General features: G+C 37.3%; 12 protein-coding genes and 2 pseudogenes. 13 read left to right on the top strand and 1 reads right to left on the bottom strand.

Annotated elements, in window-relative coordinates; all coding sequences use genetic code 11:
* Positions 1-61: 61 nt before the first annotated feature.
* The 8 genes and pseudogenes from dxs to OR571_RS12960 all read left to right on the top strand — a co-directional run bounded on the left by dxs (position 62) and on the right by OR571_RS12960 (position 10,240).
* Positions 62-1,957: a 1-deoxy-D-xylulose-5-phosphate synthase gene (dxs, locus tag OR571_RS12995; RefSeq protein ID WP_282243287.1), complete on the top strand. Its 1,896-nt coding sequence runs from the start codon at positions 62-64 to the stop codon at positions 1,955-1,957.
* Positions 1,954-2,771: pseudogene (locus OR571_RS12990) on the top strand (TlyA family RNA methyltransferase). The gene dxs and the pseudogene OR571_RS12990 overlap by 4 nt, the downstream one beginning before the upstream one ends.
* A gap of 309 nt (positions 2,772-3,080) precedes the next feature.
* A complete protein-coding gene (ahrC, locus tag OR571_RS12985; RefSeq protein WP_282243286.1) occupies positions 3,081-3,509 on the top strand; it encodes a transcriptional regulator AhrC/ArgR in 429 nt (142 codons plus the stop codon).
* Between the two features lie 97 nt (positions 3,510-3,606).
* Entirely contained in the window at positions 3,607-5,322 is a 1,716-nt protein-coding gene (gene recN / locus OR571_RS12980; protein WP_282243285.1) for a DNA repair protein RecN, read from the top strand.
* Between the two features lie 104 nt (positions 5,323-5,426).
* Complete coding sequence (locus OR571_RS12975; RefSeq protein WP_282243284.1) at positions 5,427-6,383, top strand: SpoIVB peptidase S55 domain-containing protein; 957 nt, start codon at positions 5,427-5,429, stop codon at positions 6,381-6,383.
* 222 nt (positions 6,384-6,605) lie between these two features.
* The gene (gene spo0A, locus OR571_RS12970; RefSeq protein WP_282243281.1) at positions 6,606-7,397 is read left to right on the top strand and encodes a sporulation transcription factor Spo0A; all 792 of its coding nucleotides are present in this window, start codon (positions 6,606-6,608) and stop codon (positions 7,395-7,397) included.
* A 553-nt stretch (positions 7,398-7,950) separates the two neighbouring features.
* Positions 7,951-9,522, top strand: coding sequence for a DUF342 domain-containing protein (locus tag OR571_RS12965; protein WP_282243280.1), 1,572 nt, complete (start codon positions 7,951-7,953; stop codon positions 9,520-9,522).
* Entirely contained in the window at positions 9,515-10,240 is a 726-nt protein-coding gene (locus OR571_RS12960) for a glycerophosphodiester phosphodiesterase (RefSeq protein ID WP_282243279.1), read from the top strand. Before OR571_RS12965 ends, OR571_RS12960 begins: the two co-directional genes overlap by 8 nt.
* Before the next feature lie 4 nt (positions 10,241-10,244).
* Here OR571_RS12960 and OR571_RS12955 read toward each other — a convergent pair whose 3' ends face one another.
* A complete protein-coding gene (locus OR571_RS12955) occupies positions 10,245-10,490 on the bottom strand; it encodes a DUF2627 domain-containing protein (RefSeq protein ID WP_282243278.1) in 246 nt (81 codons plus the stop codon).
* A 129-nt stretch (positions 10,491-10,619) separates the two neighbouring features.
* Between OR571_RS12955 and OR571_RS12950 the strand changes: the two are divergent.
* From OR571_RS12950 to OR571_RS12930, 5 genes and pseudogenes are all read left to right on the top strand, one after another.
* Positions 10,620-12,637: pseudogene (locus OR571_RS12950) on the top strand (sigma-54 interaction domain-containing protein).
* 73 nt (positions 12,638-12,710) lie between these two features.
* On the top strand, positions 12,711-13,805 hold the full coding sequence (gene bcd / locus OR571_RS12945) for a branched-chain amino acid dehydrogenase (RefSeq protein ID WP_282243277.1): 1,095 nt from the start codon (positions 12,711-12,713) through the stop codon (positions 13,803-13,805).
* 114 nt (positions 13,806-13,919) lie between these two features.
* Positions 13,920-15,350 (top strand): dihydrolipoyl dehydrogenase, encoded by a 1,431-nt coding sequence (lpdA, locus tag OR571_RS12940; RefSeq protein ID WP_282243276.1) that lies wholly within the window; start codon positions 13,920-13,922, stop codon positions 15,348-15,350.
* Between the two features lie 16 nt (positions 15,351-15,366).
* Positions 15,367-16,377 carry a thiamine pyrophosphate-dependent dehydrogenase E1 component subunit alpha gene (locus OR571_RS12935; RefSeq protein WP_282243275.1) on the top strand — a complete coding sequence of 337 codons (1,011 nt, stop codon included), beginning with the start codon at positions 15,367-15,369 and terminating at the stop codon, positions 16,375-16,377.
* Positions 16,377-17,360: an alpha-ketoacid dehydrogenase subunit beta gene (locus OR571_RS12930; RefSeq protein WP_282243274.1), complete on the top strand. Its 984-nt coding sequence runs from the start codon at positions 16,377-16,379 to the stop codon at positions 17,358-17,360. The genes OR571_RS12935 and OR571_RS12930 overlap by 1 nt, the downstream gene beginning before the upstream one ends.
* Positions 17,361-17,367 lie beyond the last annotated feature (7 nt).

The raw sequence follows: 17,367 nt of genomic DNA, 5'->3' as shown, positions 1-17,367 counted from the left end.
TATTGATATTATATTAACTAGTTGTAAAGAAGGAAATCTTAAAAGAAGGTGTGTGATGGCAATGGATCTAACTTCAATTTCTAGCCCATCCTTTTTAAAAAGTTTAGATAATGAACAATTAAAGGAATTAAGTGAAGATATTCGATCGTTTCTAATAGAGAAATTATCTATAACGGGTGGTCATATTGGACCCAATTTAGGTGTTGTAGAATTGACAATTGCACTTCATAAGGCGTTTAATAGTCCAGAAGATAAATTTCTGTGGGATGTTGGACATCAAGCATATGTGCACAAAATATTAACAGGGCGAGCAGATCAGTTTGATACGCTACGTCAATTTAAAGGGCTTTGTGGCTTTCCTAAAAGAATTGAAAGCGAGCATGATGTATGGGAGGCAGGACATAGCTCCACATCACTATCTGCCGCAATGGGAATGGCAAAAGCGCGTGATTTACAAAACAAAAAGAATTTTGTCGTACCAATTATTGGAGACGGAGCATTAACAGGCGGAATGGCATTAGAAGCACTCAATCATATTGGTCACGAAAAAACGGATATGATAGTCATCTTAAATGATAACGAAATGTCGATCGCTCCGAATGTAGGCGCATTGCATAATGTGTTAGGAAAACTACGTACCCATGGTAAGTACAATAAAGCTAAAGATGAGTTAGAATATTTGCTGAAAAAGATTCCAGCAGTTGGCGGGAAACTTGCAGGGACAGCTGAGCGAGTAAAAGACAGTTTGAAATACTTGCTTGTATCCGGTGTATTTTTTGAAGAATTAGGCTTCACGTATTTAGGTCCAATTGATGGGCATAGTTTCGAAGCGTTAGAAGAAAATTTAAAAAATGCAAAGAAAATGAAAGGTCCTGTTCTCCTTCATGTTATCACCAAAAAAGGAAAAGGATATAAACCTGCTGAGCAAGATAAGATTGGTACTTGGCACGGAACTGGTCCTTATAAAACAGAAACAGGTGCTTTTGTAAAATCTGCAACTAATGCTCCTTCTTGGAGCGGATTAATTGCGGAAACTGCTAGGAAACTTGCACGTACTGATAAGCGTATCGTAGCAATTACACCTGCTATGCCTGTCGGTTCTAAACTAGAAGGATTTGCTTCTGAGTTCCCGAATCGCATGTTTGATGTGGGAATTGCGGAACAGCATGCAACCACAATGGCAGCTGGAATGGCTGCAGATGGGATGAAACCTTTTTTAGTTATTTATTCAACATTTCTACAAAGAGCGTATGATCAAGTGCTTCATGATATCTGTCGCCAAAACTTGAACGTTGTAATCGGTATTGATCGCTCGGGGTTAGTAGGAGCAGATGGTGAAACGCATCAAGGAATTTACGACATTTCGTTTTTACGTCATATGCCTAATATGGTTATTATGATGCCAAAAGATGAAAATGAAGGTCAACATATGGTAAAAACAGCCTTCGAATATGAGGATGGCCCGATTGCCATACGTTATCCAAGAGGAAATGGCTTAGGTGTGCCAATGGATGAGAATTTAAAAACGATTCCAATTGGTTCATGGGAAGTATTAAAAGAGGGTACACAAGCCGTTATCTTAACGTTTGGTACGACAATCCCAATGGCGATGAGAGCTGCAGAACAACTGGCAGAAGCAAATATATCTGTCGAAGTCGTGAATGCCCGTTTTATTAAGCCACTGGATGAACAGATGCTAGTGAACTTGCAGGAACGTAATATTCCCATTATTACTGTGGAGGAAAGTGCACTTCAAGGTGGTTTTGGAAGTGCCGTTCTAGAGTTTTACAACGAGCAACATTTGCAAGCAAATGTTAAACGCATTGGTATTCCGGACGTATTTATCGAACATGGTGATGTCGATCAATTGTTAGAGGAAATTCATATTACGACAGAAGATATAGTAAAACTAGTGAGAACTTCTGTAACTGAAAGTTCAAGGTATATTTCGTCATGACAAAAGTACCGAAAGAGCGTGTAGACATACTATTAGTGGAACAAGGTTTGTTCGATACGAGAGAAAAAGCAAAACGCGCGATTATGGCGGGACTTGTATACATCAAAGAAGAACGCGTAGATAAACCAGGAGAAAAAATAGGAATCGATTCTTTACTAACCGTTAAGGGTCAAGTATTGAAATATGTAAGCAGAGGCGGTCTAAAGCTTGAGAAGGCGTTAGAGCAATTCGATCTTACCGTTCAAGACAAGATCATGTTAGATATCGGTTCCTCTACTGGTGGATTCACAGACTGTGGGCTACAAAATGGTGTTAAGCATGCATATGCACTAGATGTAGGAAGCAACCAATTAGCATGGAAAATTCGTCAAGATTCTCGTGTAACGGTCATGGAGAAAACGAATTTTAGATATTCGACTCCATCTGATTTTAAAGAAGGTCTACCTTCGTTTGCTTCTATTGACGTATCTTTTATTTCTTTGAAATTGATTTTTCCAACTTTAAAAACAATTCTGGTTCCAAACGGGGATGTAATAGCCCTTGTTAAGCCGCAGTTTGAAGCGGGGAAGGAACGAGTTGGAAAAAAGGTATTGTTAGAGACCCAGCAGTACATGTAGATGTATTAAATGAAATTGCGAGCTTCGCAGAAACACAAAATTTCCAATTGAAAAATGCTTCATTTTCACCGATAACCGGTGGAGAAGGAAATATCGAGTTTCTTTTTCATTTAATAAGCGTAGATGAGGGACAAGTTATTCCTCACGATATAGATTTTACAAAGCTCGTCCATGTTGCACATAATTCGTTGAAATAATTCGCGGCTCTACACGAGAGTCGCGTTTTTTCTTGTGACTTTTAAGGTGAAGTGCTAATGTATAAAGTAACTAATATAAATGGAAGCTTCCATCAACGGAGATTTTTCTTTCCCAACAGCTTAAATTGACTCAGGCCTTAACATCGTGTCGTGCGGAAATGCCTGAGTGACCAACATTCTGTTGATCCAAACAATCGGGGATGCAAAGGTGATTTTTCCCCTACTATTTAGTGTATTTTCTTTCACAAAAGTCGTGGTGAGAATATTATTCCCTGTTACTCCGAATAAATATACAATGAGGTGACTTATTTGAATAAAGGACAAAGGCATATACGAATTCGTGATATTATTGCCAATAACGAAATTGAGACACAAGACGATTTAGTCGATTTTAAAATACAAGCTACTGTTTCTAGAGATATAAAAGAATTACATTTAGTAAAAGTGCCACTTCCAAACGGTAGTTATAAGTACAGCTTACCTGCAGATCAGCGATTTAATCCGACACAAAAATTGCGTCGTGCATTAACAGATGCTTTTGTTAGTATTGATGGGGCAAGCCATTTTCTAGTCATGAAGACGTTACCAGGAAATGCTCATGCAATTGGTTCGTTAATTGATTATTTAGATTGGACAGAAATACTTGGAACAATTTGTGGGGACGATACTTGCTTAATCTTATGCAGAGAAGAAGCGGATAGTGAAATCGTTAAAAGCAGACTACTGGAGATGCTATAACATAGCTCAGCAAATACTGAATGTTTATTACTAGAGCTTCTCTAAGGACGTTGCGTCCTTGCGGTAACGCCTAATTGATAAAAAGAGGTGTGGACAGTTGTTAAAGGAAATATCCATAAAAAACTTTGCGATTATTGATGAACTAACGGTTAGTTTTGAAGAAGGACTAACCGTTTTAACCGGAGAGACAGGGGCAGGTAAATCTATAATTATTGATGCCGTTCATTTATTATGTGGTGGAAGAGGCTCTCAAGAATTTATTCGCCATGGAGCAAAAAAAGCAGAATTAGAAGGATTGTTTATCATTTCTAACCCAAAACATGGTGTATTCAAAAAAATGTTGGATGTCGGGATTGAAATAGACGAAGAGTCGATTATTTTAAGAAGAGATATTAATGATTCTGGTAAGAGTGTTTGTCGAGTAAATGGGAAACTTGTAACAATAGGTATTCTAAGAGAGATCGGTGCTTCCTTGATCGATATTCATGGGCAACATGAAAGCCAGGAGTTGATGGATGACAAAGCGCATATCCATTTGTTGGATCAATTTGCAGGAGAAAATTTAAAACTCATAAAAGAATCGTATAAAGAATTATTTACGAAATATAAAAAATGGAAAAAAGAACTTGCCACTTTAACGGAAAATGAACAGCAAATTGCCCATAAAATAGATTTATATACTTTTCAAGTGGACGAGATCGAAGAAGCCGGTCTAGTTGTCGGAGAGGAAGAACAGCTTCAGGAAGAAAAAAAGAAGCTACAAAATTTCCATAAAGTCTTCGATAAAATGGGGAATGCTTACGAAGCCATTTTAGCCGAGTCGAGAGGATTAGATTATATCGGTACAGCAATGGCTGAATTACAGGATATTGCGGATGTCGATAAAAATATGCATGACTTAAGTGAAAATGTATCAACCGCATTTTATATGTTACAAGAAGCTGCATACCAATTAAAAAATGAATTAGATGAAATGGAATACGATAGCAATCAATTACAACATGTAGAAGATCGGTTAGCCTTAATCCAAACTTTAAAAAGAAAATATGGATCTTCCGTAGAAGAAATTTTACAATACAAAGATCAAATCGAGTTTAGTTTAGGACAACTTGTAAATAGAGATGAACAAATACAAAAAATGGCAGACAAAATCAATCAAATCGAAAAAGACTTAGAGCTAGAAGCAACTGATTTAACAGAGAAGCGAAAAGTAGCAGCGAAACAGTTAAGCAAAGCAATAATGGAACAATTACAGGAGCTTTATATGGAAAAGGCTACCTTTTCGGTTATGTTTCATGAAACAGAGAAAATGGCCTATAATGAAAATGGATTAGATGAATTGTCTTTTTATATTTCCACAAATGTAGGAGAACCATTAAAAGCATTAACTAAAATTGCATCAGGCGGCGAGCTATCCCGAATGATGCTTGCTTTGAAAAGTATTTTCTCCAAACATCAGGGTATAACGTCGATTATATTTGATGAAGTGGATACTGGAGTAAGTGGGAGAGTTGCACAGGCAATCGCTGAAAAAATTTCAGGAATTGCTACAAATTCCCAAGTATTATGTATTTCCCATTTGCCTCAGGTCGCAGCGATGGCTGACCAACATTTAATGATTAAAAAAGAAGTTAATGGCAATCGCACATTTACCGTTTTAGAAGAAGTAATAGGTGATAAGCGTGCTGAAGAACTAAGTCGCATGATGTCTGGTGCTGAAATTACAAGTACAACGTTACGACATTCAAAAGAGCTATTAAAAATTAGCGAAGGATCGAAAAAAAATATTAAGAAATGTATGAAGACCCTTTAATTGGGTCTTCATTTTTTGTGACTTCAGTACTTTATTTTTTATCAATTATTTACCTCACATAGAGTTCTTTCTGCGGGACATAGTATTTGTATAGGAGGTGAAATATGAAAAAAACCTATCGTAAATGGTCGCTAATGCCAATACTTTTCATTACATTATTCTTTGCAAGCAATCCTACTTTTGCAGAGCAAACCTCGGTCGTCCCACTTGGTCAATCAATACAAATTGATCTTCAATACGGTGCTGTTTTCCTTAGTCACGATGTTATGCTTACAGATGAAGAATGGTTGCGCGCGGGTGATTCCATTCACCAAATTAATGATCAAAAGATATCAAACGTTGAGGATGTAAAAACGCACGTAAAAGACAAAGAACAAATTACTATTCAGTATGAGCACAATAAAAAAATGCATACAAAAGAAATTACATCCGAACAAACTCTAAAACTTCTCCCCTTTTTACGTGATGCTACAGAAGGAATTGGCACATTGACGTATTTTGACCCCGCTACAAAAGAATTTGGAGCACTTGGACATCAAATTGTCGACCATGCGACAGGAGTAACTCCCAAGTTTTCAGAAGGATCCATTTATTTATCTACCATTGAACAAATAAAGAAAAGTATTCCAGGTCAACCAGGTTATAAAATCACATCCCATGAGGCAAATACATCGCCAATAGGCGGTGTCGATGAAAACAATGTATATGGCATATTTGGTAAGTTAGAGGAAAATGCTCTAGAAAATATTCCATTGCAGCAAGTAGAAATCGCAGACGCAGAAACAATAATGTCAGGTGAAGCAATTATGCGAACATCCATCGATGGTGAAAAAGTACAAGATTTTTCGATAAATATTTCTTCGGTCGATGGACATCTTTTTCAATTCACTGTTACCGATAAATCGCTCATAGAAAAGACAGGCGGAATTTTACAAGGTATGAGTGGAAGTCCGATCATCCAAAAAGATAAACTAATCGGTGTCGTAACACATATGTATGTGGACAAGCCTAAAAATGGTGCGGCACTAGCAATTACTGAAATGATGAAAAAAAATCCATGAAAATGATTATGAGGGTAGACCGAAATTGGGTCTACCCTTTTTCATGAAGAGAAGTTACAATGTAGCTAGAGAGAAATGGACGAAATTGTCGAAACAATTATTTAATTATCGAAAAAGGTAGAAAGTGTAATAGGAAAGGCTTATTTTTAACAAAAATAAAGGAAGTAGTCTAAAAATAGCGAATAGTACTAAAGTCAAAAAACATAAAGGTGGATGAGTATGATGGAAAAAATTAAAATTGCAATAGTAGACGACAACAAAGACTTACTACGGACAATGGGTTCTTATTTTGAACAACATCCAGAAATAGAAGTTATTGGTACTGCGAGTAATGGGAAGCTTTGCTTGGAATTATTAGAATCTAAAAAACCAGACGTTCTTTTACTGGACATTATCATGCCTCATCTGGATGGAATCGCAGTACTGGATAGCTTACAAAAAAATAACCAATTAAATGATATCCAAATTATTATGCTAACTGCTTTTGGTCAAGAAGATGTTATGAAGCAGGCAGTTGATCTAGGGGCATCTTATTTTATGTTAAAGCCTTTTGAATTTGATCGCCTTGTAACCCAAATAAAGCAAGTGGCAGGCAAAAAAGAATTTGTCCAAGACATTCCAGTAAAGTCTAATCCAGAAAAAGAAGCAGCACAAAGTAAACGGATGATTGATCATACAATTACAAACGTTATTAAAGAAATTGGAGTGCCTGCACATATTAAAGGATACTCGTATTTACGCGAGGCGATCCAAATGGTTTACTCGGATGTTGAGTTACTTGGCTCCATTACGAAAGTATTATATCCAGAAATCGCTAAAAAATTTCAAACGACACCATCTCGTGTAGAGCGTGCAATTCGACATGCGATCGAAGTCGCATGGAATCGTGGAAACTACGAAACTATTTCGAAAATGTTTGGATACACAGTTCACCATTTAAAGTCAAAACCTACCAATTCTGAGTTTATCGCGATGATTGCAGATAAAATTCGCATGGAGAACATGGCTAGTTAATCGTTGGTAATACTGGACTAATTCTATATATAACCTAAACCAACGAATTATTGATTCGCTGGTTTTTTTTATGGCTTAGAAAGTTATAAGCTCTATAGCCTATTGATGAGTATAGGAAAACTACGGGGGAGAGAAATGAATAAAGTGGGGTTAAAATTTTCACTGCAGGGCGGAAAAACAATAGGTATTTTATCGTTACCATAAGCTAGATTGCACACACGACAGGTATGTTAGATCTTTTGAAGATTTCTGTCCTTGCTCATAATGCTGCAGGGCATAAGTGCAGTATAAAACATAGACTGTTGAATTTAAAGTGAGTGATTTAATTTCAACTTTATATAGGGATAATATCTTCGAATTCATATGGAAGATAGAATGGTTATATATTTAGTCTTAATTAAAACTAAGACAGATATAACTTAAGTACTGTTTTATATTTTGAGTTTTCATTATTTTGTGTCTGAGTTAGGTATTATTATGGAAATTCAACTACCATTCTATTTTTTTCGTACGTTAATCATTATTAGACGTATAATAATGCAGGAGAGGAAGTGTGAACTTGAAAATTATCGAACAGAATGATGAAATTACATTAACTGAGAAGAATGGACGTGTGTTCATAGCGATAACTAATGGTGGATATAACTTGAAGAAATTTGATGAATTGACACGCAAGCACACCCGTCTGAAAGTATCAAATTTTTTAGCGTTAAAAAATGCAATGGAACACAAAACGGATGATCCTATTGAGATAGGCAGTTGGATTGAAAGCATGGAGTTAGAAATAAGTGCAGATAGAATGGAAGCACTTCTTACAATTTATGAATCGCAGGCATACATCCAAGAAAATTTAGCAGAAATTCATACAAACATTCAAAAAGTATTGCAGGAACAACAAATCATCTATGGTCATAAACCAATCGATTTACTAAATGTTAAGTCAGGAAAAACATACATAGTTGCAACAGGTTTACCTCCTCAAAAAGGGGAAAATGCGAAAGTGACATATTTGGATCAAGCAGAAAAAAGGCCTGTCATTAAAGAGGGTGGTAACGCAGACTTTTTTGACATGAATTTTATTGTCGAAATAAAAGAAGGTTCCTGGTTGGGAGAAAAAATCTCACCCAAAAAAGGGGTAGATGGCATAAATATATTTGGGGAAAACGTACCGGCCGAACCAGGAGATGATATAAAATTAAAATATGATACAAAAAGTGCATACGAAGTAGAGGAAGACGGAAAAACAGTGCTTCGTTCTAAAACAAAGGGTATTATAGGAGAGATAAATGGCGTACTATCCGTTCAAAAACATTTAGTCATTGATGGAGATGTTGGATTAGAAACGGGAAACCTAACATTTGATGGTTCGATACAGGTGAAAGGTACGGTGATGGCAGGATATTCAGTTATCGCATCAGGAGACATATCGATTGATGGAAAAGTAGGAGTAAATGCGGCGGAATTGATAAAATCTGCAGAAGGAGATGTCTTTATAAGAGGAGGCATTTTCGGACGTGGTGTTACAAAAGTCGAAGCATACAAGAATATTTTTGTTAAACATGCGAACGAATGTACTTTAGAAGCAAAAGATACTATTAATATTGGATTTTATGCGCTCGGCTCTACTATTTTAGCCAACCAAATCTTCCTCGATGAACGAAAAGGGAAAATTATTGGTGGAAAGACGATAGCGGTCAATTCGATAACCGCTGCATATTCTGGTAATAGTTTGGAAAGAAAAACGGAACTGATTGTCCAAGGGATTGATCGGAAAATATTAAAAGAAAACGCAAAAGAGAAAGCGCAGGAAATGATAAAACTACAAGAGGAAATGTCGAAGTTGGAAATTCAAATCGACCAATTAAAAAATGCCTTTACTGTGCAACAAATAGCTGTTTTCGAACAAACAAAGCAAAAGTACAATCAATTGCAAGTGGAAATAAAAGAAATCGATACAGAGATTAAGCGTATTTTAAGAACGTTACGAAAGTCTAATGATTATTATATTCATATTACAAAAGAAGCAAATGCTGGGACAATGATTCAAATAGGCTACAAATCTTCTGTGTTATCAAATCCTAAGAAAGGGAAATTTAAAATAGAAAATGGGGAGTTAAATGTCTAAAATACCCGTATATGCACACCGTGGAGCTCCAAATCGTGCAGTAGAGAATTCTTTAAAAGCTTTCAAGCGAGTGTTAATGTTAGGAGTAGATGGAATCGAAATTGATTTACAGCTTTCTGCAGATGGTGTTGCATTCGTTACGCATGATATTGACTTTTTTAGATTAGCTGGAAATAGTCGACGTATTACGGATATGACAGCTGAAGAAATTTTACAGCTTAAATTAGGAAGTCCGTTGTATCGTAAATTTTGGTACAGTCGAGTAATGACATTCGATCAGTTTATCCAACTAGTAGCTCCTACCGGTATAAAGTTGAATATTGAACTGAAGGAATCGTTTTTGGGAAAAATAGAGAAGATTGTAGAAGTTGTAGAAAAAACAAAAGGGATAGAAGATGTACATTTTTCTTCTTTCGAATTTAGTATATTGCAAGCAATTCATGCGCTTGGTTTGAACGTCAAAACAGCTTTTATCGGGAAAAAAAACTCCGATTGGGATTATATTTTATCTATCAGAAAATGGGATGCAATCCATTTAAACAAAAGATTTTATGATTCGGAGTTAATGTATAGAATATGGAACGAAGGATTCCCACTTCGCTTTTATAATGTAAAAGGGAATGAAAAGTATATCGTCCATCCACATGAATCCGTCATAGGATGGATTACAGATTATCCAGAAAAAGTTATACAGCGACAAAAAAGGAATCTGACTTAGAAAGTCAAGATTCCTTCTTCTTTTGAAATCGTGGAGCTACTTTTCCGTTTTTTCGATCCCTGTTCAATAAAAATCCGGCAAAGAAGCCTAACCCTAAAACAGTGAAAATAATTCCGCATATAAATTGTACGGCCAAGCCTCCAATAGGGAGAATCTGTAATCCGAAAAACGTATCTCTCATTAATTTAATCCCGAACGCTGCTAAAATACCAGGAATTAATAACACGATTAAAGCCGCTAAACGACCCATTTTCTTCACTCCTGTTCCTACATTTTTAATTTTACATGCAAGAATATGATTGTCAACGAAAGAAACTTACGTTATGATAAATGAGAAGTGCAATAAGTTGCGAAAAAGAAAACGGGGGTGTGCATATTTTTGCAAAACATACTCATTGTAGGTGCAGGTAACGGTGGATATGCACTTCTGAAGTTGATGGAACAGGCGGATTACTTACAAGTAACAGCAATTGTTGATATCAACGAAGAAGCTCCTGGAATAATTTACGCAAAAGAGCATAAGATTCCAACTTATTCAGACTGGAAACCACTTTTAAGCGGAAATATTCAAATCATCATTGATGTAACAGGAAAAAAAGAGGTTTTTCAAGAACTTCTTGCAAATAGACCTGCTACCGCGGTTGTTATACCAGGTGAAATAGCTAACTTAATCGTTACGTTATTGGAAGAGAAAGATGATTATATTCAAATCATCGATCGTAAAAAATGATGCAAGAATTAATTTTTAACTCCATCGAAGAAGGCATGATTGGGATAGACGACCGGGGAATCGTCAATTTTTTCAATAAAAGTGCAGAAAAAATGACAAAAATGCCAAGAGAAAAGGCAATTGGGAAGCATGTGCATGAAGTAATAGGCTTAAGTGAATTACCGAGAATATTCGAGACTGGTAGTGTCGAATTAAACAAAGAACTCACTCTTGAAAGCGGTACCAAAATTGTTACGTCAAGGTATCCGATGATTAATGAAGAGGGAAAAAGGATCGGTGCATTTGCAGTATTTAAGGATATTTCAGAGGTGCTTCGTCTTGCAGAAGAGATTACCAATTTAACAGAAATTCAAAAAATGCTAGAGGCCATTATACATTCGAGTGATGACGCAATATCCGTAGTGGATGAAGAAGGAAAAGGGATTCTTATTAACCCTGCCTATACTCGAATTACTGGTTTTAGCGAAGAAGAAGTAATCGGAAGGCCTGCGACAGCGGATATTTCTGAAGGGGAAAGTATTCATTTAAAAGTGTTGCAAACGAAAAAGCCGATTCGTGGGGTGAATCTTCGAGTTGGAAAACAGAAAAAAGAAGTGATTGTAAATGTTGCACCGATCATTGTAAATAGCGAGCTAAAAGGAAGTGTCGGTGTAATCCATGACATGACTGAGATGCGTGGTTTAATGAAAGAGTTGGATCGTGCAAAAACGCTTATTCGCACATTGGAATTATCGTATTCTTTAAAGGATATTTCGGGAACCTCGAAACAGATAAATTTTGCGATTGATCAAGCAAGACTAGCAGCAAGCGTACCTGTTACCGTCCTCTTAAGGGGAGAGGTTGGTTCAGGAAAGGATTTATTTGCTCATGCTATTCATAGTGAAAGTCCCAGAGCGTCTCATCCGTTTATCCGGGTGAATTGCAGTGCATTGGAAGAACATTTATTAGAAAAAGAATTATTTGGATTTGAAGAAAACGGATTGAGTCAAGCAGGACTAATCGAAAATGCTGTAAATGGTACTATTTTCTTGGACGAAGTTGGGGAACTTACGAAAAAGACGCAAGCAAAATTGCTCCGCGTTTTACGAGAGGATATTATCATTCGGGTTGGAGGGACTTCTTCTATTCCTGTAGATGTACGGGTTATTGCATCTAGTAGTTTAAATCTAGAAAAAGCAATGCGTGAAGGCACATTTAGAGAAGATTTTTATTTCCAATTAAATCGAATGCCTATCCATATTCCTGCATTAAGTGAGCGTAAAGAAGATATTCCGATAATAGCAGAACATTTACTAGTGAAGCTAAACCAAGAATTTGGTCGGAATGTGGAAGGGTTCACAAAGGAAGCGATGGAAAGCTTACTTGACTATAATTGGCCCGGAAATGTGCGAGAACTTGAAAACATTATTAGTCGTTCAATGATTTTCTTGCAGCCGAACGATCGTTTTGTCGAAGAACAGCATCTACCAAAGTCGATGCTTGCGTTAGAAAATAATGACGATGATGAGCCGATTGGCACGCTAGCAGAACAAATGGATGAGATGGAAAAGAAAGTATTAGCGCGGGCGCTTAAAGCATCCGGGGGAAATAAATCGCAAACAGCTAAAAAACTTCAAATTTCTCTTCGCACACTATATTATAAGTTAGAAAAATATCAGTTAGTTTAAAATGGGAGTTATTTTCACGTAACAAGGGGTATTTATATATATAACAGAAATTACTATCTAGGAGGAATTACACATGGAAATTTTCAAATATATGGAGACTTACGATTATGAGCAATTAGTTTTTTGCCAAGACAAAACATCAGGATTGAAAGCAATTATTGCAATTCATGACACTACGCTTGGACCTGCACTCGGTGGAACTCGTATGTGGAATTATTCGTCTGAAGAAGAGGCGATTGAAGATGCTCTACGCTTAGCAAAAGGAATGACTTATAAAAATGCTGCTGCTGGTCTAAATCTTGGTGGTGGGAAAACAGTTATTATTGGTGATCCATTAAAAGATAAAAACGAAGAAATGTTCCGCGCATTTGGTCGTTTCATCCAAGGGCTAAACGGTCGTTATATTACTGCAGAAGATGTTGGTACTACTGTAGCAGATATGGATATTATTCATGAGGAAACAAATTATGTAACCGGTATTTCAGAAGCATTCGGTTCATCGGGTAACCCATCACCAGTAACTGCTTATGGAGTATATGTAGGGATGAAAGCTGCTGCAAAAGAGGCTTTTGGTTCTGATTCACTTGAAGGCAAAACAGTTGCTGTTCAAGGTGTAGGAAATGTTGCATACACATTATGCGATTATTTACACAAAGAAGGTGCAAAGCTAATTGTTGCTGATATTAACCAGGCTTCAGTTGACCGAGCTGTAAATGCGTTTGATGCTGTTCAAGTTGGAGTAGATGAAATTTACTCTCAAGATGCAGATATTTTCGCACCATGTGCACTAGGTGCAATTATTAATGACAACACAATTCCGCAACTTAAAGCAAAAGTAATTGCAGGTTCTGCGAATAACCAATTAAAAGACACAAAACATGGGGATATCATCCATGAAATGGGCATTGTTTACGCACCAGATTATGTGATCAATTCAGGTGGCGTGATTAACGTAGCAGACGAATTATATGGCTACAATCACGATCGTGCAATGAAACGTGTTTCTGGGATATATGATACAATTGAAAAGATTTTCGCTATTTCTAAAAGAGATGAGATTCCAACATATGTAGCAGCAGACCGACTTGCTGAAGAACGCATTGAGCGTGTTGGGAAATCTCGTAGCCAATTTTTACAAAATGGCAAACATATTATTACCAATCGATAATATTAAATAGACGGATCATAGAAAATAAATGATAACCAAATGATGGGCCGACTTTGAAAAAAGCGGCCTTCTTCGTTCTAAATTGGTTTTGTTCAGTATTAAGGAGGCAAAGTCGTGGCAAAAGAATATGATGTAGTCATCATTGGTGGCGGTACAGGCGGTTATGTGGCTGCTATTAGGGCAGCTCAATTAGGATTGAAAACTGCAATTGTAGAAAAAGGCAATCTTGGAGGTACATGCTTACATAAAGGATGTATTCCAAGTAAAGCATTGCTTCGTAGCGCAGAAGTATATGCAACAACAAAAAATCATGCAGCAGACTTCGGTGTAAACACAGGAGAAGTGACACTGGACTTCAGCCGTGTGCAGGCTCGTAAAGAATCTATTGTTAGCGGATTACATCAAGGCGTTCAGGGACTCATGAAAAAAGGTAAAATTGATGTGTTAGAAGGTACAGGAAGAATGCTTGGTCCTTCAATTTTTTCTCCATCACCAGGAGGAACAATTTCAGTCGAAATGAATAATGGTGATGAAAACGAAATGCTTATCCCTAAAAATGTAGTGATTGCCACTGGTTCCAGACCACGTACTTTACCGGGGCTAACAATTGATGGAACATTTGTTATGAGTTCAGATGAAGCACTTGCGATGACTGAATTGCCACAATCAATTTTAATAGTAGGTGGCGGTGTAATTGGCATTGAGTGGGCTTCTATGTTAAATGATTTCGGAGTCAAAGTGACCGTTATAGAGTATGCGGACCGTATCATACCAACAGAAGACAAAGATATTTCTAAAGAAATGCAAAAATTACTTGCTAAAAAAGGAGTCACTTTTGCAACAAGTGCAAAAGTCCTTCCAGAAACATTGGAAACGGCAAACGATCAAGTTACCATTTCAGCGGAAATAAATGGGGAAAATAAAACATTCACAGCTGAGAAAATGCTTGTTTCAGTTGGTCGCCAAGCAAATGTTGAAGGTATTGGTATTGAAAATACGGATATCGTTGTAGAAAAAGGATTTATCCAAGTATCTGAAACATTCCAAACAAAAGAATCACATATTTATGCTATTGGCGATGTTATCGGAGGTCTCCAACTAGCACATGTGGCAAGTCACGAAGGTATTACAGCTATAGAGCATATCGCGGGTAACGACATTTCACCAATTGACTACAAACTAGTTTCACGTTGTATTTATTCAAATCCAGAAGCCTCTAGTGTTGGAATTACAGAGCAACAAGCAAAAGAGCAAGGATTTGATGTGAAAGTTGGTAAATTCTCTTTTAAAGCGATTGGAAAAGCGCTTGTTTATGGCGAATCAGATGGTTTTGTCAAAATCGTTGCAGATAAGAAAACAGATGATATATTAGGTGTTCATATGATTGGACCTCATGTAACAGATATGATTTCAGAGGCAGGTCTAGCTATGGTTCTGGATGCAACTCCTTGGGAAATCGCACATACGATTCATCCACACCCAACACTGAGTGAAGTTATGGGAGAAGCGGCACTTGCCGTAGATGGTAAAGCTATTCATATGTAATAAGGAGGAGTTCTATATGACAACAAATCGTCACGCAGAATTAGGGTTAACAAATGAAGATGTGTTAAAAATGTTTGAAACGATGCTTATGGCACGTCGTATCGATGAACGTATGTGGTTATTAAACCGGGCAGGTAAAATTCCTTTTGTTATTTCTTGTCAAGGGCAAGAAGCAGCACAAGTAGGAGCAGCATTTGCTTTAGATAATACAAAAGATTATATTGCACCGTATTACCGTGATATGGGTGTTGTTTTACACTTTGGTATGACGGCAAAAGATTTAATGCTATCGGCTTTTGCAAAAGCGGAAGATCCAAACTCTGGCGGTCGACAAATGCCAGGTCATTTTGGTCAAAAGAAAAATAGAATTTTAACTGGTTCTTCACCGGTTACTACTCAATTACCACATGCAGTGGGAGTTGCTTTAGCTGCAAAAATTGAAAAGAAGGATTTTATTACGTTTGTAACATTAGGAGAAGGTTCTTCTAACCAAGGAGATTTCCACGAAGGATTAAACTTTGCGGGAGTTCACCAGTTGCCATGTATCACAATGGTTGAAAACAATAATTATGCTATTTCTGTGCCTTTCGAAAGACAAGTTGCGAGTAAAACGGTTGCAGACCGTGCATCTAGTTACGGAATGCCAGGTGTGAGGGTAGATGGAAAAGATCCGATTGAGGTTTATAAAGTAGTAAAAGAAGCTGCAGATCGTGCTCGTAACGGAGAAGGACCAAGCTTAATCGAAGCGGTAACCTATCGTTTAACGGCGCATTCTTCAGATGATGATGATCGTCAGTACCGTACTGCGGAGGACATTGCAGAAGGAAAAGCATTAGATCCGCTAATCACGTTCGCAAAATATCTAAGAGATAATGATATATTAACTGCGGAATTAGAAAAAGAAATTAACGACCGCATCATGAAGGAAGTAAATGAGGCAACAGATTATGCAGAAAACGCACCATATGCTGCTCCAGAAGATGCATTGAAACATGTATATGCAGAAAAAGATGGGGGGATCGTATAATGGCAATCATGTCTTATATCGATGCAATTACACTTGCGATGAAAGAAGAAATGACTCGCGATGAGCGCGTATTCGTTCTTGGTGAAGACGTAGGTAGAAAAGGCGGCGTTTTTAAAGCAACGAATGGCCTATATGATGAATTCGGTGAATACCGTGTTTTAGATACACCTCTTGCTGAATCTGCCATTGCAGGTGTTGGTATTGGTGCTGCAATGTACGGGCTTCGTCCAATTGCGGAGATGCAGTTTGCGGATTTTATCATGCCTGCAGTCAATCAAATTATTTCAGAAGCTGCGCGTATTCGTTATCGTTCGAATAATGACTGGACTTGTCCAATTGTTATTCGTGCCCCGTTTGGCGGAGGGATTCATGGTGCTCTTTATCACTCACAATCAGTGGAAGCTGTTTTTGCGAACCAACCAGGATTGAAAATTGTTATTCCTTCTACTCCGTACGACGCAAAAGGATTATTAAAAGCAGCTATTCGCGATGAAGATCCAGTTATGTTCTTTGAGCATAAAAGAGCATATCGTCTTATTAAAGGGGAAGTTCCGGAAGAGGATTATACGATTGAAATCGGAAAAGCTGATGTAAAACGTGAAGGCGAAGACATTACGGTTATTACGTATGGTCTTGCTGTTCACTTTGCCCTACAAGCTGCAGAACGTTTAGAAAAAGACGGAATTTCTGCACATATTCTTGACTTAAGGACAATTTATCCATTAGATAAAGAGGGGATTATAGAAGCTGCTTCTAAAACAGGAAAAGTTCTTTTGGTAACAGAAGATAACAAAGAGGGCAGTGTCATTAGTGAAGTAGCGGCAATTATTGCAGAAAACTGCTTATTTGATCTAGATGCACCGATTATGCGTCTTGCTGGACCAGATGTTCCTGCTATGCCGTATGCGCCAACAATGGAAAAATTCTTTATGATCAATCCAGATAAAGTCGAAAAAGCGATGCGCGACCTAGCGGAATATTAAGGAGGAA

Source organism: Psychrobacillus sp. NEAU-3TGS (genome assembly GCF_029955155.1).
In the GTDB taxonomy this organism is placed as follows: Bacteria; Bacillota; Bacilli; order Bacillales_A; family Planococcaceae; genus Psychrobacillus.
Note: the sequence above shows the minus strand (reverse complement) of the source record. Positions and strands in the feature narration are given on the sequence as shown.